The 22324-nt window shown below is 74.3% G+C and carries 17 protein-coding genes; 15 read left to right on the forward strand and 2 right to left on the reverse strand.

Annotated features, from left to right (window positions below):
- Window positions 1-12: 12 nt before the first annotated feature.
- Window positions 13-2208, forward strand: a complete 2196-nt coding sequence (locus AB0B41_RS10225; RefSeq protein WP_358201209.1) for an ATP-dependent DNA helicase RecG — start codon at window positions 13-15, stop codon at window positions 2206-2208.
- A gap of 125 nt (window positions 2209-2333) precedes the next feature.
- Here the strand turns inward: AB0B41_RS10225 and AB0B41_RS10230 are convergent, their stop codons facing one another.
- Window positions 2334-3197, reverse strand: a complete 864-nt coding sequence (locus tag AB0B41_RS10230) for a hypothetical protein (RefSeq protein ID WP_358201169.1) — start codon at window positions 3195-3197, stop codon at window positions 2334-2336.
- 256 nt (window positions 3198-3453) lie between these two features.
- Here AB0B41_RS10230 and AB0B41_RS10235 point away from each other — a divergent pair, with 256 nt between their 5' ends.
- The 11 genes from AB0B41_RS10235 to AB0B41_RS10285 all read left to right on the forward strand — a co-directional run bounded on the left by AB0B41_RS10235 (window position 3454) and on the right by AB0B41_RS10285 (window position 16377).
- A complete protein-coding gene (locus AB0B41_RS10235) occupies window positions 3454-6831 on the forward strand; it encodes a pyruvate carboxylase (RefSeq protein ID WP_358201170.1) in 3378 nt (1125 codons plus the stop codon).
- 75 nt (window positions 6832-6906) lie between these two features.
- Window positions 6907-7488, forward strand: a complete 582-nt coding sequence (gene rsmD, locus AB0B41_RS10240; RefSeq protein ID WP_358201172.1) for a 16S rRNA (guanine(966)-N(2))-methyltransferase RsmD — start codon at window positions 6907-6909, stop codon at window positions 7486-7488.
- Complete coding sequence (gene coaD / locus AB0B41_RS10245; RefSeq protein WP_358201174.1) at window positions 7485-7967, forward strand: pantetheine-phosphate adenylyltransferase; 483 nt, start codon at window positions 7485-7487, stop codon at window positions 7965-7967. The genes rsmD and coaD overlap by 4 nt, the downstream gene beginning before the upstream one ends.
- Before the next feature lie 114 nt (window positions 7968-8081).
- Window positions 8082-8828: a DivIVA domain-containing protein gene (locus tag AB0B41_RS10250; RefSeq protein WP_358201177.1), complete on the forward strand. Its 747-nt coding sequence runs from the start codon at window positions 8082-8084 to the stop codon at window positions 8826-8828.
- Between the two features lie 806 nt (window positions 8829-9634).
- Entirely contained in the window at window positions 9635-10477 is an 843-nt protein-coding gene (locus tag AB0B41_RS10255) for a DUF559 domain-containing protein (protein ID WP_358201179.1), read from the forward strand.
- 525 nt (window positions 10478-11002) lie between these two features.
- The gene (locus AB0B41_RS10260; RefSeq protein ID WP_358201181.1) at window positions 11003-12169 is read left to right on the forward strand and encodes an AAA family ATPase; all 1167 of its coding nucleotides are present in this window, start codon (window positions 11003-11005) and stop codon (window positions 12167-12169) included.
- Window positions 12170-12426: 257 nt separating this feature from the next.
- Window positions 12427-13011: a YceD family protein gene (locus AB0B41_RS10265; RefSeq protein WP_358201183.1), complete on the forward strand. Its 585-nt coding sequence runs from the start codon at window positions 12427-12429 to the stop codon at window positions 13009-13011.
- A 51-nt stretch (window positions 13012-13062) separates the two neighbouring features.
- The gene (gene rpmF / locus AB0B41_RS10270) at window positions 13063-13245 is read left to right on the forward strand and encodes a 50S ribosomal protein L32 (RefSeq protein WP_081924191.1); all 183 of its coding nucleotides are present in this window, start codon (window positions 13063-13065) and stop codon (window positions 13243-13245) included.
- A 7-nt stretch (window positions 13246-13252) separates the two neighbouring features.
- On the forward strand, window positions 13253-13996 hold the full coding sequence (rnc, locus tag AB0B41_RS10275) for a ribonuclease III (RefSeq protein ID WP_358201186.1): 744 nt from the start codon (window positions 13253-13255) through the stop codon (window positions 13994-13996).
- Between the two features lie 15 nt (window positions 13997-14011).
- Window positions 14012-14890 carry a bifunctional DNA-formamidopyrimidine glycosylase/DNA-(apurinic or apyrimidinic site) lyase gene (mutM, locus tag AB0B41_RS10280; RefSeq protein ID WP_358201188.1) on the forward strand — a complete coding sequence of 293 codons (879 nt, stop codon included), beginning with the start codon at window positions 14012-14014 and terminating at the stop codon, window positions 14888-14890.
- Window positions 14891-14967: 77 nt separating this feature from the next.
- A complete protein-coding gene (locus tag AB0B41_RS10285; protein ID WP_358201191.1) occupies window positions 14968-16377 on the forward strand; it encodes a selenium-binding protein SBP56-related protein in 1410 nt (469 codons plus the stop codon).
- An 11-nt stretch (window positions 16378-16388) separates the two neighbouring features.
- Here AB0B41_RS10285 and AB0B41_RS10290 read toward each other — a convergent pair whose 3' ends face one another.
- Complete coding sequence (locus AB0B41_RS10290; protein WP_358201193.1) at window positions 16389-16907, reverse strand: hypothetical protein; 519 nt, start codon at window positions 16905-16907, stop codon at window positions 16389-16391.
- 402 nt (window positions 16908-17309) lie between these two features.
- Here AB0B41_RS10290 and lanL point away from each other — a divergent pair, with 402 nt between their 5' ends.
- The 3 genes from lanL to AB0B41_RS10305 are packed head-to-tail and all read left to right on the forward strand — an operon-like array spanning window position 17310 to window position 22255.
- On the forward strand, window positions 17310-21896 hold the full coding sequence (lanL, locus tag AB0B41_RS10295; RefSeq protein ID WP_358201195.1) for a class IV lanthionine synthetase LanL: 4587 nt from the start codon (window positions 17310-17312) through the stop codon (window positions 21894-21896).
- Window positions 21897-21900: 4 nt separating this feature from the next.
- Window positions 21901-22053, forward strand: a complete 153-nt coding sequence (locus AB0B41_RS10300; protein ID WP_358201197.1) for a hypothetical protein — start codon at window positions 21901-21903, stop codon at window positions 22051-22053.
- Between the two features lie 52 nt (window positions 22054-22105).
- Complete coding sequence (locus AB0B41_RS10305) at window positions 22106-22255, forward strand: ALQxL family class IV lanthipeptide (RefSeq protein WP_358201199.1); 150 nt, start codon at window positions 22106-22108, stop codon at window positions 22253-22255.
- The last annotated feature ends 69 nt before the right edge of the window (window positions 22256-22324 follow it).

Raw genomic sequence — 22324 nt, forward strand, 5'->3', positions numbered from 1 at the left:
TCGAAGATCGACATGGACACCCGGCTGATCGACGTGATCGGCAAGACGTCGGCGAACGCGCTGGGCGGCAAGCTCGAGCTGCACACCGTCGGCGACCTGGTGCGGCACTACCCGCGCCGGTACGTCGAGCGCGGCAAGCTCACCGACATCGCCGGGCTCGAGGTGGGCGAGTACGTCACGGTGATCGCCACGGTGGCCTCGGCGACCACCCGGCCGATGCGCACCCGGCGCGGGCAGCTCATGAACTGCACGATCCGGGACGCGAAGGGCGCCACGCTGTCCTGCACCTTCTTCAACGCGCAGAAGGTCAAGGGGTTCGTCCAGGTCGGGCGCACGCTGATGTTCTCCGGCACGGTCTCGGTCTTCCGCACCGGCCGGCAGACCACGCTGCAGCTCACCCACCCCGAGTTCGAGGAGCTGGAGGAGGACGCCGAGGACCGGCCGTTCATCTCCATCTACCCGGCCACCAAGGGTGTCCGGTCGCAGGCCATCGCCCGCAGCGTCCGCCAGGTGCTCGCACTGCTCGACGACCCGACCGACCCGCTGCCCGAGGACCTGCGGCACGAGCACGAGCTCATGCCGCTGGGCGCCGCGCTGCGCAAGATCCACGTGCCGCAGTCCGAGGCGGACCGGCACGCGGCGAAGGGCCGGCTGGTGTGGGACGAGGCGTTCGGCGTCCAGCTGGCGCTGTCGCTGCAGCGGGAGCGGGCGATGCACCGGCCCGCGGCGCCGTCGCCGCGCAAGGCGGGCGGGCTGCTCGAGGCGTTCGACGCGATCCTGCCGTTCCCGCTCACCGCCGGGCAGAAGTCGGTCGGCGGGGAGATCGCGGAGGACCTCGGCCGGCCGCTGCCGATGAACCGGCTCGTGCAGGGGGACGTCGGCGCGGGCAAGACCGTCGTCGCGCTGCGGGCGATGCTGCAGGTCGTCGACAACGGGCGGCAGGCCGCCATGCTGGCGCCCACGGAGGTGCTGGCCACCCAGCACGCGCGGTCGCTGCGGGCGATGCTCGGGCCGCTCGGGCACGGGGGCGAGCTCGGCTCGTCGGACGGGGCCACGAGGATCACGCTGCTCACCGGCTCGATGTCCACCGCCGAGCGGCGGCAGGCGCTGCTGGACATCCAGTCCGGCGCCGCGGGGATCGTCGTCGGGACGCACGCGATCATCGAGGACACGGTGGGCTTCGCCGAGCTCGGCCTCGTGGTGGTCGACGAGCAGCACCGCTTCGGCGTCGAGCAGCGGGACGCTCTGCGGGGCCGCGGCGAGCGCACCCCGCACCTGCTGGTCATGACGGCCACGCCGATCCCGCGGACCGTCGCCATGACGGTGTACGGGGACCTGGAGGTCTCCGCGCTCACCGAGCTGCCCAAGGGGCGTTCGCCGATCAAGACCACGGTGGTGCCGGCCGGGGAGAAGCCGAGCTGGCTGGAGCGGGTCTGGGCGCGCATCCGCGAGGAGGTCGCGGCGGGCCACCAGTGCTACGTCGTGTTCCCGCGGGTGGGCGGGGAGTACACGACGAAGAAGAAGGGCCGGGACCCGGAGGACGCCGACGATCCGGACGACGCCGGGGCGGAGGGGGACGACGGCGAGCGCCGCCCGCCGCTCGCGGTGCTCGACATCGGGCCCAAGCTGGCCGAGGGGCCGCTGGCGGGGCTGCGGATCGGGATCCTTCACGGCAAGCTGCCCGCGGACGAGAAGGACGCGGTCATGCGCGCGTTCGACGCCGCCGAGCTCGACGTCCTCATGGCCACGACGGTGATCGAGGTGGGCGTCGACGTCCCCAACGCCACCGGGATGATCATCATGGACGCGGACCGGTTCGGGCTGTCCCAGCTGCACCAGCTCCGGGGTCGCGTGGGACGTGGCTCGGCGCCCGGCGTGTGTCTGCTGGTCACGGACATGCCGGGTGGCACCACGGCCCGCGAGCGCCTCGACGCCATCGCCTCCACCACGGACGGGTTCGAGCTCGCCCGGCTGGACCTGGAGCTGCGCCGGGAGGGCGACATCCTGGGCTCCTCGCAGTCCGGGCGGCGCTCGGGGCTCAAGCTGCTGTCGCTGCTGCGGCACGAGAAGGTCATCTCGGCGGCCCGGCTGTCCGCGGCCCGGCTGGTCGCCTCCGACCCCGGCCTCGGCAACCACCCCGGTCTCCGCGCCCTCGTCGCCGAGACGGTGGGGGACGAGGAGGCCGCCGCCTACCTCGACAAGGTGTAGCCCGGCGAACCTCCCGCGAGTCGCGAGTTCCGGCAGCGCGAGTCGGCACTTTCAAGCGTCCGAACTGCACTTCTCGGGACGTTCCGGGATGTGTCTCGGTCTCCCGAGACCGCCGACTCGCGGGGCTACGCGCTGAGCTGGCCCCGGCCCTCGTTCTCGAGCGCGGCCACGGCGGCGCGGGGCAGGTGCACCACACCCGCCTTCTCCAGCCGCGCCAGCTCCGAGCGGGCCATCGCGTACGCGGCGAGCCGCTCGGCGTCGTTGTCGGAGTCCCGCGCGGTGGTCAGCAACTTGATCGCCCGCTCCACCGACGCCCGCTCCGAGGCCGACAGCGAGGAGTGCCGGATCCGCTCGGCCGCGTCCCGCGCGGCCTCCCACGCCCGCACCGCACGGTCGACGGCGGCGACGAACATCTCCGCATGGTGGCGGTCGGCGGGCCGGTGGTCGGTGTCCAGCGCCTGGGCCTCGGCGAACGCCTCGACGAACCGCCCGGTGCTGGGCACCGAGACGTCCGCGAGGGCGGGCAGCCGCAGCACGGCCATCGGGTCGCACTCGTAGGCCGTGTACTCCTCGCGCAGCCGGTCGAACCGCACCCGGGCCTGCGCCCACGGCGGCGCCGGCGGGGCCTGCGGACGGGGCGCCGCGGCCGGCGGCGGCGGGATCGGGCGACGCCGCCCGGCCCGGTGCGCGGTGATCGCGACGACGGCGAGCAGGAAGAGGGGGGAGAAGGACACCGCGGCGAAGGCGGTCGCGGCGGCGGCGCTGCCCACCAGCCCGACCAGCAGGATGATCAGCGGGAGCGCGATCCACGGCGAGGGCACGGCCATCCCCGGCCGGTAGGGGCCGTGGTGCCGGTGCGGCGGCCCCGACGCCATCCGGCGCACCCGTCGCGCCGTCCGTTCACCCGGATTCTCCCAGCGGGAACCGTGCCCCCGGCCGTAGCCGCCGGGCCCGCCGAAGCCGCCCGGGTGATGCGGACGCCGTGTCATTCCTCCTTGGTACCCGAATGGGTGGTGACGTGCATCGACCCTGCGGGGGAATGCCCCGGTCGGCGGCATTCGCCGCAACGGCCGGTCTCAGCGACGTCTCAGCCCGTCCGGTGCGGACGGGCGGTTGCGCACTCCGCGCACCCTGTCCCATCTGGTGGTTCTCCGGTCGACGGGTGTTCGGGCCGCGTGCCACGATTCCCCGTCCCCGCCGCCACCGCGGCGCGGACGCACGTCGTCCGACGGACCAGGGAGCCGGATGTTCTCGAAAGTGCTGGTGGCCAACCGTGGCGAGATCGCGATCCGGGCGTTCCGGGCCGCGTTCGAGCTGGGGATCTCGACGGTGGCGGTGTTCCCCTACGAGGACCGCAACTCGCTGCACCGGGCGAAGGCCGACGAGTCGTACCTGATCGGCGAGCGCGGCCACCCCGTCCGCGCCTACCTGTCGGTCGAGGAGATCATCAAGGCGGCGAGGAAGGCCGGGGCCGACGCCGTCTACCCGGGCTACGGCTTCCTGTCCGAGAACCCCGATCTCGCCGCCGCCTGCCACGAGGCCGGCATCACCTTCGTCGGGCCCCCGTCGGAGGTCCTGCACCTGACCGGCAACAAGTCCCGCGCGGTCGCGGCCGCGCGCGAGGCCGGCGTGCCGGTGCTGAAGTCGTCGGAACCCTCGGACGACGTGGAGACCCTGCTCGCCGCGGCCGACGACGTCGGGTTCCCGATCTTCGTGAAGGCGGTCGCCGGTGGTGGGGGCCGTGGCATGCGGCGGGTGCAGAACCCCGGCGACCTGCGCGACGCCGTCGAGGCCGCCTCCCGGGAGGCCGAGTCGGCCTTCGGCGACGGCACCGTGTTCCTCGAGCAGGCGGTGGTGAACCCCCGCCACATCGAGGTGCAGATCCTGGCCGACGGCGAGGGCGACGTCGTCCACCTGTTCGAGCGGGACTGCTCGGTGCAGCGCCGCCACCAGAAGGTCGTCGAGATCGCGCCGGCGCCGAACCTGGACCCCGAGCTGCGCGAGCGCATCTGCGCCGACGCCGTGAACTTCGCCCGGCACATCGGCTACCGGAACGCGGGCACCGTCGAGTTCCTCGTCGACGAGCGCGGCAACCACGTCTTCATCGAGATGAACCCGCGCATCCAGGTCGAGCACACGGTGACCGAGCAGGTCACCGACCGCGACCTGGTGATCGCCCAGCTGCGCATCGCCTCGGGGATGACGCTGCCGGAGCTGCACCTGACCCAGGACGAGGTCACCCTCTCCGGCGCGGCGCTGCAGTGCCGGGTGACCACCGAGGACCCGGCCAACGGCTTCCGCCCCGACACCGGCGTGATCAGCGCCTACCGCTCGCCCGGCGGCCCCGGCGTGCGGCTCGACGGTGGCACGGTGCACACCGGCGCCGAGGTCTCCGCGCACTTCGACTCGATGCTGGTCAAGCTGACCTGCCACGGCCACGACTTCGCCAACGCCGTGCGGCGCGCCCGCCGGGCGATCGCGGAGTTCCGGATCCGCGGCGTGTCCACGAACCTGCCGTTCCTCGCCGCGGTCCTCGACGACCCGGACTTCGCCGCGGGGCGGATCACCACCAGCTTCATCGAGGACCGGCCGGAGCTGCTGAAGGCGCGCCCGTCGGCCGACCGCGGCTCGCGGATGCTGGCGTACCTGGCCGAGACCACGGTGAACAGGCCGAACGGTCCGCGCCCCGAGGTCGTCGAGCCCGTCGACAAGCTGCCTCCGGTCGACCTGAACGCCGAGCCGCCCGCCGGGTCCGCCCAGCTGCTGCGCGAGCTCGGGCCGGAGAGGTTCGCGCAGCGGCTTCGCGACCAGAAGGCCGTGGCGGTCACCGACACCACGTTCCGGGACGCCCACCAGTCCCTGTTGGCGACCCGGATCCGGACGCGGGACCTGCTCGCGGTGGCGCCGCACGTCGCGCGGACGGCGCCCGAGCTGCTCAGCCTCGAGTGCTGGGGCGGTGCGACCTACGACGTCGCGCTGCGGTTCCTCGCCGAGGACCCGTGGGAGCGGCTGGCGGCGCTGAAGGAGGCCGTGCCGAACATCTGCACACAGATGCTGCTGCGCGGCCGCAACACCGTCGGCTACACGCCGTACCCGACCGAGGTCACGGACGCGTTCGTCGCCGAGGCCGCGAAGACCGGCATGGACATCTTCCGGATCTTCGACGCGCTCAACGACATCTCGCAGATGCGCCCGGCCATCGACGCGGTCCGCAACACCGGGACGGCGGTCGCGGAGGTGGCGCTCTGCTACACCGCGGACCTGTCGGACCCCGGCGAGAAGCTCTACACCCTCGACTACTACCTGCGCCTGGCCGAGCAGATCGTCGACGCCGGCGCGCACGTGCTGGCGATCAAGGACATGGCGGGACTGCTGCGCCCGCCCGCCGCGCGCACGCTCGTCGAGGCCCTGCGCAGCCGGTTCGACCTGCCGGTGCACCTGCACACCCACGACACCGCGGGCGGCCAGCTGGCCACGCTGATCACCGCGATCGACGCCGGGGTCGACGCCGTCGACGGCGCGGTCGCCTCGATGGCCGGCACCACCAGCCAGCCCTCGTTGTCGGCTCTGGTCGCGGCGACCGACCACACCGAGCGGGCGTCGGGGCTGTCGCTGCAGGCGGTCTCGGACCTGGAGCCGTACTGGGAGGCGGTGCGGAAGGTCTACGCGCCGTTCGAGTCCGGGCTCGCCTCGCCGACCGGGCGCGTGTACACGCACGAGATCCCGGGCGGGCAGCTGAGCAATCTCCGGCAACAAGCGATCGCGCTCGGGCTGGGGGACCGGTTCGAGCTGATCGAGGACTGCTACGCCGCCGCGGACCGGATGCTGGGCCGGCTGGTCAAGGTCACGCCGTCGTCGAAGGTCGTGGGTGACCTCGCCCTGCACCTGGTCGGCGCGGGGGTCACGGCCGAGGACTTCGAGTCCGACCCGGGCAAGTTCGACGTCCCGGACTCGGTGATCGGGTTCCTGCGCGGCGAGCTGGGCGACCCGCCCGGCGGCTGGCCGGAGCCCTTCCGGACCCGGGCGCTGGAGGGCCGCTCGCCGGAGGCCGAGCACCCCGAGCTGAGCATCGAGGACCGGCGCGGGCTGCGCGACGAGCGCCGCCGGACGTTGAACCGGCTGCTGTTCCCCGCCCCGACCAAGGAGTTCGACGCCCACCGGGAGCACTACGGCGACACCAGCGTGCTGTCGACGAAGGACTTCTTCTACGGCCTCGAGCCGGACATCGAGCACACGGTCACCCTCGAACAGGGCGTGACGCTGCTCATCGAGCTCGAGGCGATCTCCGAGCCGGACGAGCGCGGCTATCGGACCGTGCTGACCACGCTCAACGGGCAGCTGCGGCCCGTCTCGGTGCGCGACCGGTCCATCCAGACGGACGTCAAGGCCGCGGAGAAGGCCGAGCGGGGCAACGACCACCACGTCCCCGCGCCGTTCGGCGGCGTCGTCACGCTGCAGGTGGGCGAGGGTGACGCGGTGTCCGCCGGCCAGACCGTCGCCACCATCGAGGCGATGAAGATGGAAGCCAGCATCTCCGCCCAGCGCGGCGGCACGGTCTCCCGGCTCGCCATCGGCAAGGTCCAGCAGGTGGAGGGCGGCGACCTGCTGCTGGAGATCGAGTGATCGCGGCTGCGCCGCCCGTGCGTGGTAAGTAGTGCTCTGGCACCACTTACCACTCACGGGCGCCGGAGGCGCAGCTTGACCAGGATCATCGCGGGGCGCGCCCGCGGCCGGCGGCTCGCGGTGCCGGGCTCGGGCACCCGCCCCACCTCGGACCGGGTGCGCGAGGCGCTGTTCTCGGCGCTCGACCACGACCCGGGCCTCGAGGGCGCCGCGGTGCTCGACCTCTGCGCGGGCACCGGGGCCCTCGGGCTCGAGGCCCTCTCCCGCGGGGCCGCGCATGCCCTGTTCGTCGAGTCCGACCGGAAGGCGGCGGGGGTGCTGCGGCGCAACCTCGCCACCGTCGGGTTGGGCGGGGAGGTCCGGCTCGGCACGGCCGGGACGGTCCTCAGGGGGCCCGCGCCCCGGCCGTTCGACCTCGTGCTGGTCGACCCGCCCTACGCCGTCACCGACGCGGAGGTCGCGGCCTGGCTGCACGCCGCTGCAACGCACGGCTGGCTGGCCGACGACGCCGTGGTGATCGTCGAGCGGGGTCGCGGCGCCGCCGGTTTCCCCTGGCCGGAACCGCTCGAAGGCGTGCGTGAGCGTCGTTACGGGGACACCGTGATCCACGTCGGCGGCTGTTACGGTCCGGCCATGCCAGCTGAGGCGCAGCGATGAGGCGCGCGGTCTGTCCCGGCTCGTTCGACCCCGTGACGCTCGGCCATCTGGACGTCATCTCGCGGGCCGCCGGCCTGTTCGACGAGGTCGTCGTGGCCGTGCTGATCAACAAGAAGAAGCAGGGGCTCTTCTCTGTCGAGGAGCGCATCGCGATGCTCGAGGAGACCACTGCCGACCTCCCGAACGTCCGCGCGGACTCCTTCCACGGACTGCTCGTGGACTACTGCCGCACCCACGACATCAAGGCCATCGTCAAGGGCCTGCGCGCGGTCACCGACTTCGACTACGAGCTGCAGATGGCGCAGATGAACCAGCGCCTCTCGGGCGTCGACACGCTGTTCATGTCGACCAACCCCGAGTTCAGCTTCCTGTCCAGCTCGCTGGTCAAGGAGGTCGCGACCTACGGCGGGGACGTCGCGCACCTGCTCCCGCCCTCGGTGCACCGCCAGCTCCTCGACCGGATCTCCGAGCGCAGCTGAACCCCGTACCCGGGTGCCGCGCGGATCATGCCGGTGATCACCCGGTCGGAACTTGACACGCCCTGGCGTCGCGAATACGGGGATCCCGGGTCGGCCGGTGAGAGGATCGCGGCCGTGTACAGGGTCTTCGAGTCGCTCGACGCACTGGTGACGGTGGTGGAGGAGGCGCGGGGCGTCCCCATGACCGCCAACTGCGTGGTGCCGCGCGGCGACGTCCTCGACCTGCTCGACGACCTCCGCGAGGCGGTCCCGGGCGAGCTCGACGACGCCCAGGACGTCCTCGACCGGCGCGACGAGATCGTCGGCGAGGCGGAGCGGGAGGCCGAGGAGACCCGGACCGCCGCGTCGACCGAGGCCGAGGAGATGCTCGCCGAGGCCCGCGCCGAGGCCGAACGGCTGGTGGCCGAGGCCCGCGAGGAGGCCGAACGCACCCTCGCCGACGCCCGGCACGAGGCGGACACGATGATCGCCGACGGCCGGCAGGAGTACGAGGAGCTCACCGAGCGAGCCCGGCACGACGCCGACCGCCTCGCCGAGGCCGGCCGCACCACGCACGACCGGTACGTCGCCGACGGGCAGGCCGAGCAGGCCCGGCTCGTGTCCGGCACCGAGGTCGTCCGGGCGGCGCACACCGAGGCGGCCCGGATCGTCGACACCGCCGACGGCGAGGCCGACCGGCTGCGTCGGGAGTGCGACGGCTACGTCGACGCCAAGCTCGCCGAGTTCGAGGACACCCTCACCAAGGCGCTGCGCACCGTCAGCCGGGGGCGCAGCCAGCTGTGGAAGGGCGGCTCGCCCAACGGCACCCCCGCCACCGCCCTGCACGGGCGCACGGGGACGGGGATGGATCTGATCGACTGAGGGCTGCTCGCTCGTCGACCCCGGTTGGCGGGGTCAGGTTCCGCGGGCTCCGTCGGCAGTGATCGTCGCTAGTGTGCACTGAGGGCTGTGGGAGGTGCCGTGGGTGCACGGCATCGCCGCTCATGGGGGCCGCTTGCCTGTCATGATCGCCGTTCTGGTGCAGGGGGTGCGAGTTCGGCTGCCCTGAGCGCACGGTTTCGCCGACCATGGGAGGCCGTGGTCGTGATCGTCGTTGGGGTGCAGCGAGGGTGGGACTCGCTGCCCTGAGCGCACAGCATCGCTGATCACGGGGTGCGCCGGCATGCCGGTCGTGATCGTCATTCGACTTCAGCGAGCGTGGGCCCGGCCGCCCTGAGCGCACTCTTCCGCCGATTATGGAACGCCGGGGTCGTGATCGTTGTCGGGGTGCGGCGAGGGTGGGCCTCGCTGCCCTGAGCGCACAGCCTCGCTGATCACGGGGTACGCCGGCTTGCCGGTGGTGATCGACGTTTGGGGAGCAGTGAAGGCGAGCTTGGCGGCCCTGAGCGCACGGTCGCATCGATCATGGGAAGACGTTGCCGTGATCGTTGTTGTCATGCAGCGGGTGCGGGCCCGGCTGCCCTGAGTGCACGGCATCGCCGGTTACGCGGTGCACTCACCGACCATGATCGTCTTTGGGTGTGCAGCGATGGTGAGCCCCGCTGCGTTGGATGCACGGAGCTGGCGATCTCTCGAATCTGGCGTCGAGACGCTCCCGGCGTCGCGGCGGGCCGTGCCGGATTCCGGCGGCGCGGAACCGGTGCGATCGCGCAGCCGTCCGACCGCGCATGGATCTCTCCCTACCCTTCCGCGGCTCCGAGGCGACGGCCACGGGCTCGCTCACCCGCGGTGCGCTGCGCGGGCCGCGCTTCCGCAGGCTCCTGCCCGACGTCTACGTGCCCGCAGACCTGCCCGTCGACCTCGCCTTGCGGGCCCGCGCGGCCGCGGTGTGGGCGGGGGAGGGCGCCGTCGTGGCCGGGTGGGCCGCCGCCGAGCTACTCGGCGCGTCCTGCGGGCCCCGCGACGCACCGGTGGACCTCATCGTCCGCGCAGGAACGACGAGGCCGCCGTCGGGTGTCCAGCTCCGGCGGAGCGGGCTGTGGAGCGAGGAGCTCACACATCGGGGAGGGGTGCCGCTCACGACGCCGATCCGGACGGCCTTCGACGTGGCCCGGTGGGCTCCGAGCCTGGCCGAACGGGTCGCGGGGGTGGACGCGGTGGCCTCCGTGTGGAGGCTCGAGGTCGACCGGATCCGCTCGATGTGGCGGCGGCACCTCGGAGCACACGGCAGCGCCGACCTCGCGGAGGTTCTCCGGCTCGTCGACCCGCGGGCGGAGTCGCCCATGGAGTCGCGGATCCGCGTCGCGCTGCACCTGGCCGGGCTGCCACGTCCGCGGGTCCAGCACCGGGTGGGGCCGCACCGGCTGGATCTCGCGTACCCGGAGGCGCTGCTCGGCGTCGAGCACGACGGCCCGCACCACCGCGCGGCCGAGCAGGCGCGGCGGGACCTGGAACGGGAGGCGTTCCTCGCCCGCGCAGGCTGGCGGGTGGTGCGGTTCGCCTCGTGGACCGTGCTGCACGAGCCGGACCGGATCGCGCGGGAGGTCGGGGCGCTGCTCGCGGCGTCATGATCGGCGATCGCGTGAATTCACGGTGGCGTCGACGACCATGGCTGCACTGAATCGACGATCATGTCGAACGGTGAGAGCAGGCCGCGACGGGTGATCGCTAGTTTCGTGCACTGGCGGCGGTGTCGACGACCAGGGCCGCACGCAGGCGACGATCATGTCGCCGGCCAAGCGCTGCTCGGCGTCATGATCGGCGATCGCGTGCGCTCACAGCGACGGCCGTGACCGTGGCTGCACTGAATCGACGACCGTGGTTGTTTGCTGGTCCCGCGGGCGGGCCGCGGGTGTGATCGCCAGTTCCGTGCAGTGGCGGCGGCGCCGACCACGTGGGTGCACCTAGTCAACGATCATGACTGACGGTGAGGGCGGGGCGTCGTGATCGGCCTTTGCCTGCACTGGTGGCGGTATCGGCGACCGTTGCTGCACCGAGCCGACGATCATGCCGGCAACCGACGATGTCGGCGCGCAGTCGATCACTATCCGGTCAATCGGCTCAACAGACTGTGGCGGACGGACTACTCTGCGCACATGGCCCGCCACGACGAGCCGGATCCGGCGACCTGGTGGGAGCGGTACGGCCACCGCCTGCACGGCGAGCCGACGGGGTCCGGGGAGAGGGAGACGACGGTGGCGGAGGACAGGGCGGCCGACGACGGGCGCGAGCCGCCTCGCATGGCGTACCCGCAGCGGCAGGGCGGCGAGGCCGGGGCATGGTTCACCGATCCCGCCGGGCTGCCCGCGGTCGGTCCGGACGCGCGGCGCGCCGCGGGACCGGCCCACCTGCGGTCGTTCGACCCGGACTCGCTGGTCCGGGCGCGTGGCCCGGTGCCCGACCGCGGCTGGCGCAAGATCCTGCACGCCGCCACGCTCGGCCGGATCGACCCCGGCCCCAGCGCGGCGCAGCTCGCCGCCCAGGACCGGCTCGCCCGGGTTCGGAGCCACCTCGCCGGGACGCACCGCGTGGCGGTGACCTCGCTGAAGGGCGGCGTCGGCAAGACGACCGTGACCGCGTGCCTCGGCCTCGCGCTCGCCGAGTACCGCGGCGACCGCATCCTCGCGCTCGACGCCAACCCCGACGCCGGCACCCTCGCCGACCGGCTGACCGGGCACAGCGACCGGACCGTCCGCGACCTGCTCGACGACCTCGGCGCCGTCGACTCCTGGACCGCCGTCTCGCGCTACACGAGCCTCGCCGGCCGGCTGCAGGTCCTCGCCTCCGAGCAGGACCCCGCGGCGGGGGAGGCGTTCACCCGCGACGAGTACCTGCGGGTCGACGAGGCGCTCGCCCGGTACTTCAGCGTGATGATCACCGACTCCGGCACCGGCATGGTCCACTCGGCGATGGCCGGGACGCTCGACGTGGCCGACTCGCTCGTCGTCGTCGGGGCGCCGACGGTCGACGGGGCCGGCCGGGCCAGCAAAACCCTCGACTGGCTCGTCGCGCACGGGCACGAGAGGCTCGTGACCGACGCGGTCGTGGTGCTGGTCGGGCGCGCAGGCCGTGAGATCGACGCCCCGGCGCTGCGCGACCACTTCGGCGGCCGCTGCCGCGCGGTGGTGGAGGTGCCGCACGACCCCCACCTCGCGACGGGCGGGCGGATCGACCAGGGCCGGCTGCGCCCGGCCACGCGGGACGCCTTCCTGGAGCTCGCCGCCGCTGTCGCCGAGGCCTTCCCGGCCCACGTACGCCGCTGAGCGAAGGGCGGCGCGACCGCCGTCTCCCCGGCATCGCCGTTTCGGTGGCAACTGCCGACTCGCGCTGCCGGAACTCCCGACTCGCGCTGCCGGAACTCCCGACTCGCGCTGCCAGAACTGCCGACTCGCGCTGCCGGAACTCCCGACTCGCGCTGCCGGAACTCCCGACTCGCGGTGCCGGGACTGCCGGCTCGGGGAGGTGGGGTGCGGCTGGTGTGGACGCCGGGTCGTGGACTGCGCGTATCCTCGCGCGAGTCATGAGCACGAACCGCGCCCCCGAATCCCGCCCCGAGACCAGCCCCTGGGTGTTCTCCACCCGTGAGATGGGCCGTCGTCCGGGCACCATGCGCACCGTCACCCGGTCCGTCCCCGGACCGGGCGCGGAGCGTGCCGACGAGGCCATCGGCCTGGTCGGCGTCCTTGCCGTGCCGCCGGGCAGCCCCGTCGAGCTGGACCTGCGCCTGGAGTCGGTGAGCGAGGGCGTCTACGTGTCGGGGACCGCCTCGGCGCACCTGGCGGGCGAGTGCTCCCGGTGCCTCGACGAGCTGGACGAGGACCTCGAGGTGCGCATCGAGGAGCTGTTCGCGTACCCGGACAGCGTCACCGAGGAGACGACCGACGAGGACGAGATCCCGCGGGTCGTCGACGAGCACGTGGACCTCGAGCAGACCGTGCGGGACGCGATCGTCCTCGAGCTCCCGCTCGCGCCGCTGTGCCGGGACGACTGCCCAGGTCTGTGCCCCGAGTGCGGCGGACGACGGGCCGATCTCGGGCCCGACCACCGGCATGAGACACTGGATCCCCGGTGGGCGGCTCTGCGTGAGCGCCTGCCGTCCGACTGAAGACGTTTCGATGTCGTAAGACCTCTCGAGCACAACCGTAGGAGATCTGCCGTGGCCGTACCCAAGCGCCGGATGTCGCGGTCCAACACGCGCTCTCGTCGGGCGCAGTGGAAGGCCACCGCGCCGACCCTCGTCGCCTGCAACAACCGCGCCTGTGGCGAGCTGAAGCCGCCGCACGTCGCCTGCCCCGTCTGCGGGCAGTACGACGGTCGTCAGGTCGTCCGTCCGGCCTGATTTGCCGGTGGGCGACAAGAGCGTCACGGGGCCCCGCGAGGACCGCACCCCGCTGCTGGAGGCACTCGGCGTCGAGATCGGCGCCGAGTTGCTCACCCTCGCTCTCACGCACCGCTCGTACGCGTACGAGCACGGTGGTCTGCCGACCAACGAGCGGCTGGAGTTCCTCGGCGACTCGGTGCTCGGGATCATCGTCACCGAGCGGCTCTACCGGGATCACCCGGAGCTGCCGGAGGGCCAGCTCGCCAAGCTGCGGGCGAGCGTGGTCAACATGCACGCGCTCGCCGGTGTGGCGGCGACGCTGTCCGAGCACGGGCTGGGCGCCTACATCTCCCTCGGCCGTGGTGAGGAACTCACCGGTGGCCGGGAGAAGGCGAGCATCCTGGCCGACGCCACCGAGGCCCTGATCGGCGCGGTCTACCTCGACCACGGGCTGGAGACGGCCCGGTCGCTGGTGCACCGGCTGTTCGGCGACCTGCTGCAGGGCGCCCCGCTGCTGGGGGCCGGCCTGGACTGGAAGACCAGCCTCCAGGAGCTCACGGCCTCGGAGGGGCTCGGCGTGCCGGAGTACCGGATCGCCGAGGAGGGGCCGGACCACCTCAAGACCTTCACGGCGACCGCGGTCGTCGGGGGTCGCGAGCTGGGCTCCGGGGACGGGCGCACCAAGAAGGAGGCCGAGCAGAAGGCCGCCGCGCTCGCCTGGCGCACCATCACGGACGAGACGCAGAAGTCGCCCCAGGCCCAGCGTTGACGGCCCGGAGCTGACGTGCCCGAGCTTCCCGAGGTCGAGGTGGTCCGGCGCGGTCTCGCCGACCACGTCCTCGACCGCATCATCGCCGAGGTCACCGTCGCGCACCCGCGCGCGGTGCGCCGGCACGTCGCCGGCGGCGAGGACTTCGCCGCCCGGCTGAAGGGCCGCACGATCAGCGCGGCCCGGCGCCGCGGCAAGTACCTCTGGCTCGAGCTGGACAGCGCCGGGCCGGGGGACGACGCGATCCTCGCCCACCTGGGGATGAGCGGCCAGATGCTCGTCGCCACCCCGGACCGGCCGGACGAGAAGCACCTGCGGATCCGCCTGCGGTTCGACGACGAGGGCCCCGAGCTGCGCTTCGTCGACCAGCGGACCTTCGGCGGCCTGTCCGTCCACCCGCTCACCGAGGGGGCGGGCGGCGGGCTGCTGCCCGAGCCCGTCGCGCACATCGGGCGGGACCCGATGGATCCGCTGTTCTCGCTCGACGCGGCCGTGGCCGGCATGCGCCGCCGCCGCACCGAGATCAAGCGCGCGCTGCTCGATCAGACCGTGGTGTCCGGGATCGGCAACATCTACGCCGACGAGGCGCTCTGGCGCGCGCGGCTGCACGGTGCGCGGCCGACCGAGAAGCTCACCCGGAAGCAGGGCGTCGCCGTTCTCGAGGCCGCCTCCGAGGTGATGGCGGAGGCCCTCGACCAGGGCGGCACGTCGTTCGACGCGTTGTACGTCAACGTGAACGGCGCCTCGGGTTACTTCGACCGCTCGCTGGCGGTCTACGGCCGCACGGACGAGCCGTGCCGCCGTTGCGGCACCCCGATCCGCCGCGAGGCGTTCATGAACCGCAGCTCCTTCTCCTGTCCGCGCTGCCAGCCGCGCCCCCGCGCCGTCCGCTGATCCCGGACGAGCCCTTGACCGGGCCCGGAAGGCGGCGAAGTGTGGGCGATCTCTCGGGGAGACGAGGAGGTCGTTCCATGACGCAGCCGGTCACCGACCCGACGTTCTACCGCTCCGCCGCCGAGGCCGCGGCCGCCCCACCCGAGCGCCTGGCGTACGTCGCCGCGTTCGACCGTCCCGCCGAACGGCCGGACGCGATGGCCGTGGTCGACGTCGACCCGGACGCCGAGACCTACGGCCGTGTCGTCGGCTGGACGGACATGCCCGGCACCGGCGACGAGCTGCACCACTTCGGCTGGAACGCCTGCTCCTCCGCGCTCGCCCACGCCGGTCACGACATGAACGGCCTCGCGCGGCGGTACCTGCTGGTCCCGGGCCTGCGGTCGTCGAACATCCACGTCCTCGACACCGTGCCCGATCCGCGCGCCCCGCGGGTGGTCCGCACGGTCACGGCGAAGGACCTGTCCGAGGCGGCCGGTTACTCGCGGCCGCACACGATGCACTGCGGGCCCGACGGCGTGTTCCTCACCTGCATCGGCGGTCCGCAGGGCAACGACGACGGCCCCGGCGGGATCGCGCTGCTCGACCACACGACGTTCGAGGTGGTTCGGGCCTGGGAGACGGACCGCGGCCCGCAGCGGCTGGCCTACGACGCCTGGTGGCACCTCAACCGCAACGTCCTGATCTCCAGCGAGTGGGGCCACCCGTCGATGATCGAGGACGGCGTGGTGCCCGAGCTCCTGCTCGGCAACGAGTACGGGCACGCCATCCACGTCTGGGACCTGGCCGAGGGCCGCCACCTGCAGCGGCTCGACCTGGGCGCGCAGCACCAGATGGCGCTCGAGGTGCGGCCCTCCCACGATCCCGAGGCGACCTGGGGGTTCGTGGGCGTCGTGATCTCGACCGAGGACCTGTCGGGGTCGATCTGGCGGTGGTTCCTCGACGGCGACGAGTGGCGGGTCGAGAAGGTGATCACGGTCCCGGCCGAGCCCGCCGATCCCGACCTGCTGCCGCCCGCCCTGAAGCCGTTCTCCGCCGTGCCGCCGCTGATCACCGACATCGACCTCTCCGTCGACGACCGCTTCCTCTACGTCTCCTGCTGGGGCACCGGCGAGCTGAAGCAGTTCGACGTCGGCGACCCGGCCCACCCGCGCGAGGTGGGCTCGGTCCGGCTCGGCGGGATCGTCGGCCGCGCCGCACACCCGGCCGCCCCCGACCTGCCGCTGGCCGGCGGGCCGCAGATGGTCGAGGTCAGCCGGGACGGGCGCCGCGTCTACTTCACGAACTCCCTCTACGGCGCCTGGGACGACCAGTTCTACCCCGACGGCGTGGGCGCGTGGATGGCGAAGGCGGACGTCGGGCCGGACGGCGGGATGACCCTCGACCAGCGGTTCTTCCCCCACGGCGACGAGTTCCGGGGCCTGCGGGTGCACCAGGTCCGGCTGCAGGGTGGGGACGCCTCCTCGGACTCGTACTGCTACCGCTGAGGCCGAGGGACTCACCCCGGGGTGAGGCGGAGGACGGCCTTGCCGCCGGTCGCCGAGCGCACGTCGATCCGGACGTCGTTGACACCCACCACGGCGCCGGCTCCTGCGGTGAGCCGGACAGAGGAGGTGCCGTCGGAGGTCGTGGTGCGCATGCCCGCGCAGGCGCCGGAGCAACGGGTGCTCACCTGCCCGCCGGGCACGACCGCGACGAGCTCGACACCGCGCGCGCCGGCCGCCACGACCCGGATCTCCGTGACACCGGAGCCCGCGGCGAGCGGGATCGTCAGGGGTCCGTCGACGCGGATCTCGCAGGGACCCAGGGTGCAGGCCGCGGGGTCGTCCTCCGCGGGCGGCGCCGCCGTCGGCGCCGGCTGTGCCGCCGTGGGTGCCGGCTGAGCTGTCGGTGCGGGCGGCGACGGCGCGGGCGCGGTGCACGCCGCGGCGAGGGACAGCGCGAGAGCAAGGGACACGGCGAGGGTGAGCAGGACGACCGGCACCGACCGGCCGCGCGGCAACGAGCGCGGGTGCATGAGGCTCTCCGTTCGCGGGTCGCGGTTCGCGGCGGGTACCGGGTCACGACCGGCCGGACCGGCGCGGACGGCACCGCGGGCGGGCGAGCGGGACGGGAGACGGGCGCGGACCCCGAGCAGTGCGCGGACACGGCGAGGTCAGGGCCGGTGGCGCCGCAGGGGGCGGCGTCGCAGGGAGGGTAGCGGGTCGCAGGCGCCGACGGGAGGCGCTCCGCCGACCGACCGCGTCCGGCCGTGCGCAATGCGTTGTTCTACGTATGGCGGGTCCGGCGCGGCCCCGGTTAACGTCGTCGCCGTCTCCGGTTCCGGCAGCCCCAGGGCAGCCGACGACGGAGTTCGTCCACACCGCCCCTGACTCCGGCGGGCCGATGATTTCTCGGCCGTACGCGAGGGGGCGAGATCATGGACGTCCACGGATCGGGGCGAGCGCCGCTGGAACGGCGGCGCGGGGAGCTCGGCGGACGGGTGGCCCGGTCGCGTGCTCCCGAATGCCCGGCCCTGGGGATGTCGCGGGTCGGGGCGCTCGTCGCCCGGCCGCCCGCGCAGACCGGGCCCGCGGACCTGACCGCGCTGGTGGCGGAGCTGCTGGCGGACGCGCAGCCGGGCTGGACCGTGCGCCGCGGCGACACCTGGTGCACCGCGACACCCGCCGGGCGGCCCCCACGCGACGCCGGCTGGAAGCTGCACCTCTCGGCGACGCCGCGCACGGCTCCGGCCGTCCTGCGGGGGATCGTCCCGTGCCTGGCCGCGCACCGGGTCGCCTTCAAGTTCGCCCCCGACCTCGCCGCGGTGCGGGCCCTGGGCAGCCGCGAGTGCGACCGGGCGCAGGCGGGGAAGGTCGTCACCGTCTATCCCGGTGACGACGCGCAGTTCGTCGCCCTGGCGGGCGAGCTCGACGCCGCGACGTCCGGGCTCGCCGGCCCGCGCATCCTCTCCGACCGCCCCTACCGCGCGGGGGGCGTGGTGCACTACCGCTACGGCGCCTTCGACCGGCCCGCGGAGCTGACCGCGGACGGGCTCTACCGCGGGGTCGTCGTCACGCCGGAGGGTGTCGCCGAGCCGGACCGCCGCGAACCCCGGTACACGCCGCCGTCCTGGGTGACGTGCCCGCTGCCCCGGGGCGAGGAGGAACCGGCCGGCCCGCGCGCGGTGCTGCTGGGGGACCGCTTCACCGTCCGCGGCGCGCTGCGGCACTCCACGAAGGGCGGGGTCTACCTCGCCGACGACGGGGCGCTCGGCGGGACAGTCGTGGTGAAGCAGGGCCGCGCGCACGCGGAGGCCGACGAGTCCGGCCGCGACGCCCGCGACGCGATCCGCCGGGAGGCGGACATGCTGCGCCGGCTCGCGCCCACCGGCCTGGTGCCCGGGCTGCTCGCCACCTTCACCCAGGACGGCGACCAGTTCCTCGTCGAGGAGCACCTCGACCGCGCCCCGCTCGGGGCGTGGACCGCGGCCCGCTGCCGCCCCGGCCGGGGCGTCCCGGCCGACGAGGCGCTGGCGCTGGCCCGGCGGCTGGCCCTGCTGCTCGCGCAGGTGCACGGGCGGGGCGTGGTGCTGCGCGACCTCAGCCCCACGAACGTCCTGGTCGACGCCGCGGGCCTACCCGCCGTCGTCGATCTCGAGCTCGCCGCGCCGGTCGGCACACCGGCCCGGCGGGGCGGGACGCCCGGCTACCGCGCACCGGAGCACGACGGGCCGGGTCCCGACCCGGCCGCCACCCTCGCCGAGGACCGGTACGCGCTGGGCTGTCTGTTCTTCCTGCTCGCCACCGGCAGCGACCCGGTGCTGCCCGCCGACCGCCCGCCCGGCGCCACGCCGGTTCGGCCGCGCCTGCTCGCCTGGCTCGATGCCGTCGCTCGCGACTACGAGGCCGCCCGCGCCCTGCGGCCGGCGATCGCCGCGCTCCTGACCGACGACCCGCGGGACCGGGCCCCGCTGGCGACGGTGCTGCACCTGCTCCGGCCCTCCGCTCCGCTCGTCCCCGCGTCGGCCCGTCCGGCCCCGGACCGCGCCCGGCTCGTGCGCGACGGCGTCGCGCACCTGCTCGCGACGATGACGCCGGACCGCCCCGACCGCCTCTGGCCGGCCGGCCGGGGCGCGGCGTTCGACCCGGCCGCGGTGCAGCACGGCGCCGCAGGCGTGCTCGACACCCTCACCGCCGCGCTCCTCGCGCGTGCGTCCGAGCGGCCGGACGAGCTCCGCGACGCGGTGACCGCGGCTGCCGAGTGGCTGCGCCGGCGGGCAGCCGCGGAACCCCGACGGCTGCCCGGGCTGTACTTCGGCAGGTCCGGGACCGCCTGGGCGCTGCACGACGCCGGCGCCGTCCTGGGGGACACCGCGCTGGTCGACGAGGGTGTGCGGACCGCGCTCGAGATCCCGCAGGCCCACCCGGTCAGCCCCGACGTGACCCACGGGGTCGCGGGGGCACTGCTGGCCGCGCTGCACCTGTGGTCGGCCACGGGCGCCGAGGAGCTCCGCCCTCGGACCCGCCGCTACGTCGACTCGCTGGTCGCCGCGGCCGAGCGGATCGACGGGCAGGTCCTGTGGCCCGTGCCGGGCGACCTGGCCTCCGAGCTGGCCGGGGTTCGGCACTACGGCTTCGCCCACGGCGCCGCCGGCGTCGGGTACGCCCTGCTGGCGGCCGGCGCCGCGACGGGCGACGGCCGAGCCACGGAGCTCGCCCTGGCGGCGGCCGACACCCTCTGCGAGGCGGCCGCCGTCGAGGACGGGGCCGCGTGGTGGCCCGCCGGCCCCGGTGGGCGGGAACGCTGGGCGCACTGGTGCAACGGGTCGTCGGGGATCGGCAGCTTCCTGCTGCGGGCCTGGCGGTGCTCGGGGAACGAGCGCCACGCCGAGTGCGCGCGGGCCGCCGCGGTCGCCGTGCACCGGGCCCGCTGGGGCTCGCTGCCCTCGGCCTGCCACGGCCTGGCCGGCGACGGCGAGTTCCTGCTCGACGCCGCCGCGCTGCTCGACGAACCCGCCCTCCGGGATTGGGCGGAGGACCTCGCCGAGGCGGCGGCGCTGCGGCACTGCCGGCGCGACGGCCGGCTGCTCGTCGCCGACGAGACCGGCCGGGACGTGGTCGCCGACGCCGGCACCGGGCTGGCCGGGGTACTCCGCTTCCTGGTCCGGCTCGAGCACGGAGGCCCCCGCGCCTGGATGGTCGACGAGGTCGTCGACCGGCCGGTCCCGGCAGAGCCGGCAGCCTCGGCGACGCCGCCGCCCCGACCCCCGGACCGCCTCGGCTTCCGGTTCTCCCCGTCCGGCCGCCACGGCGCCTGCCTCGCGGGGAACGGCGGCCGGTACCGGGTGGAGGCGTGGTCGTTCGACCCGGCCCGACCACGGCTGGTGCCCGGTGAGCGGTCCGGGACGCGCTGGACCCAGCCCGTCCCGCTCGACGACGGGAGCCTGCTGGTCACCCGGCCGATCGAGGGCCGCCACCACCTCACGCTGGTCGCCCCGGACGGCACGAGCCGGCGGCTCGGGGAGGTCGACGCCCAGGGCTTCCGGCTGGTCGCCCCGCCGGCCGCCGGGGGAGCAGCGGGCTGGGGGCTGAGCACCGAGCGGGACGGGACGTCCCGGCTGTGGCGGATCGGCCTCGACGGGCCGGTCGAGGTGGGCCGGGTGCCCGGCCTGGTGCCGAGCACGGCGTGGCTGGACACCGCGGGCCGCGCGCTGGCCGTCGGGTGCCTCTCCGGAGGACGGATGCGACCGCTGGTGATCGACACGACCGACGGCACGACCCGCCCGCTGTCGGACCGCCCGGACGACGGCGTGCGCCCGCTGCTCTGTGCGCCGGAGACGGGGCTGCTGGTGGTCGGGCACGGCGCGGACCGGCTGGGCTGGGCCGCCGACCACGGGCGTGGCCCGCTCACCTTCCCCGAGGTCCTGCGCAGCACGGACGAGTGCCGCGTGTGGCCGCTCGCCCCGGACCCCCGCGGGCGGCGGGTGCTCCTGCAGCTCGACGAGCCCTGCCGGTCCCACCTCGCGATCTACCACCCGGGCACCGACGAGCTCGTGCCCGTCCCGGTGCCGCCCGGCGTGATCGGCGGCTCGGCGCACTGGGGCGAGGACGCCCTCCGGTTCCCGTTCACCGGGCCGGCCTCGCCGCCGGGGCTGGCCGAGCTGACACCGCCGACGAGCGGCCGGTTCGTCCTGCACCCCGATGACGGCGATCTACGGGTGCCCCCGAGGCCGGTGGAACACGCGGTCCTCCACGGACCGGCGGGCCCGATCGAGGCGGTGGTCCACGGGGACCGGGACACCGCGCACGCGGTGCTGCTCGCGCTCCATGGCGGCCCGATCGGGGCGTGGCGGCTGTCCTACGACCCGCTGATGCATGAGCTCGCCGCCGCCGGGCTGCTCGTCGTCGCGCCGAACCTGCGCGGCGGGACGGGCCCCGGCCCGCGCGACGAGCACACCGGCCGGGGCGCCTGGGGTGGCCCGGACCTGGCCGACCTGCTCGCCCTCGCGCGCGACCTCGCCGAGCCGACGGGGGCGCCGCTGCGGCTGCTCGGCGCGAGCTACGGAGCCTTCCTCGCGCTGCTGGCGGCCGGGGTCGAGCCCGGTCTGTGGTCGCACGTCGTCGCGGTGGCGCCGTTCGCCTCGGCGCGGCGACTGTACCCGGAGGCCGGGGCGGCGGTCCGGGCGATGATCGACCGGCTGGACGGCCTGGCGCCGGTCGAGGACGAGCTCGGTGAGCGCGACGTGACGCGGTTCGCCCCGGCGGTCACCGCCCGCGTCCTGCTCGCCCACGGCACCGCGGACGACGTGGTCCCCGTCTCCCAGGTGCGCGCCGTCCGCGACGCGCTGCGCGCCGCCGGCTCCGAGCCGTGCCACCTCGAGTACCCCGGCGCGGGGCACGGCGTGCTGGACGACGCCGCCGCGCCCGATCTGCCGCGGACCGTGCTGGCCTTCCTGGCCGCCGCTCCCGGCCCGAGAACTTGCCGCGACCGCGGCGAGACCCGTCCCGACGGTGAGAGGGGGTGAACGGGTGGAGGTGACCCGGGAGGTCGTGGCTCTGGAGACGTTGCCGGAGAGCACGCCGACGGCGCTCTGTGGCGACTTCGTCCACGACATCATCATCCAGGTGAACATCAACGCCTGCTACTACACCTGCGGTGTCACGCAGATCAACGAGGCGTGACGCGCACCCGTCGCCGCCGGAGCGGGGACGAGATCGAGAGGAGGTGAAGCACGTGCACACGACGGACATCGACGCGCTGCAGCAGTTGCCGGAGGGTCAGGCCACCGGCCTGTACTACGACTGGGAGGACGTCAACTACCAGGCGAACTTCAACAACTGCTACGTCACCTGCAACATCACGCAGGTGAACGCGAACGGCTGACACTCCGGTCCCTGGTGACCGGATGCTGAACGAGGCGTGTGCGAGGGCGCCGTTACCGCCCTCGCACAC

This window comes from Pseudonocardia sp. NPDC049154, from assembly GCF_040648315.1.
Taxonomy (GTDB): Bacteria; Actinomycetota; Actinomycetes; order Mycobacteriales; family Pseudonocardiaceae; genus Pseudonocardia.

Excerpts from the sequence above, each read along its gene's own strand:
- AB0B41_RS10225 (WP_358201209.1), top strand. The coding sequence starts at position 13 with ATGGACACCCGGCTGATCGACGTGATCGGCAAGACGTCGGCGAACGCG.
- AB0B41_RS10230 (WP_358201169.1), bottom strand. The coding sequence starts at position 3,197 with ATGACACGGCGTCCGCATCACCCGGGCGGCTTCGGCGGGCCCGGCGGC.
- AB0B41_RS10235 (WP_358201170.1), top strand. The coding sequence starts at position 3,454 with ATGTTCTCGAAAGTGCTGGTGGCCAACCGTGGCGAGATCGCGATCCGG.
- coaD (WP_358201174.1), top strand. The coding sequence starts at position 7,485 with ATGAGGCGCGCGGTCTGTCCCGGCTCGTTCGACCCCGTGACGCTCGGC.
- AB0B41_RS10255 (WP_358201179.1), top strand. The coding sequence starts at position 9,635 with ATGGATCTCTCCCTACCCTTCCGCGGCTCCGAGGCGACGGCCACGGGC.
- AB0B41_RS10260 (WP_358201181.1), top strand. The coding sequence starts at position 11,003 with ATGGCCCGCCACGACGAGCCGGATCCGGCGACCTGGTGGGAGCGGTAC.
- AB0B41_RS10265 (WP_358201183.1), top strand. The coding sequence starts at position 12,427 with ATGAGCACGAACCGCGCCCCCGAATCCCGCCCCGAGACCAGCCCCTGG.
- AB0B41_RS10285 (WP_358201191.1), top strand. The coding sequence starts at position 14,968 with ATGACGCAGCCGGTCACCGACCCGACGTTCTACCGCTCCGCCGCCGAG.
- AB0B41_RS10290 (WP_358201193.1), bottom strand. The coding sequence starts at position 16,907 with ATGCACCCGCGCTCGTTGCCGCGCGGCCGGTCGGTGCCGGTCGTCCTG.
- lanL (WP_358201195.1), top strand. The coding sequence starts at position 17,310 with ATGGACGTCCACGGATCGGGGCGAGCGCCGCTGGAACGGCGGCGCGGG.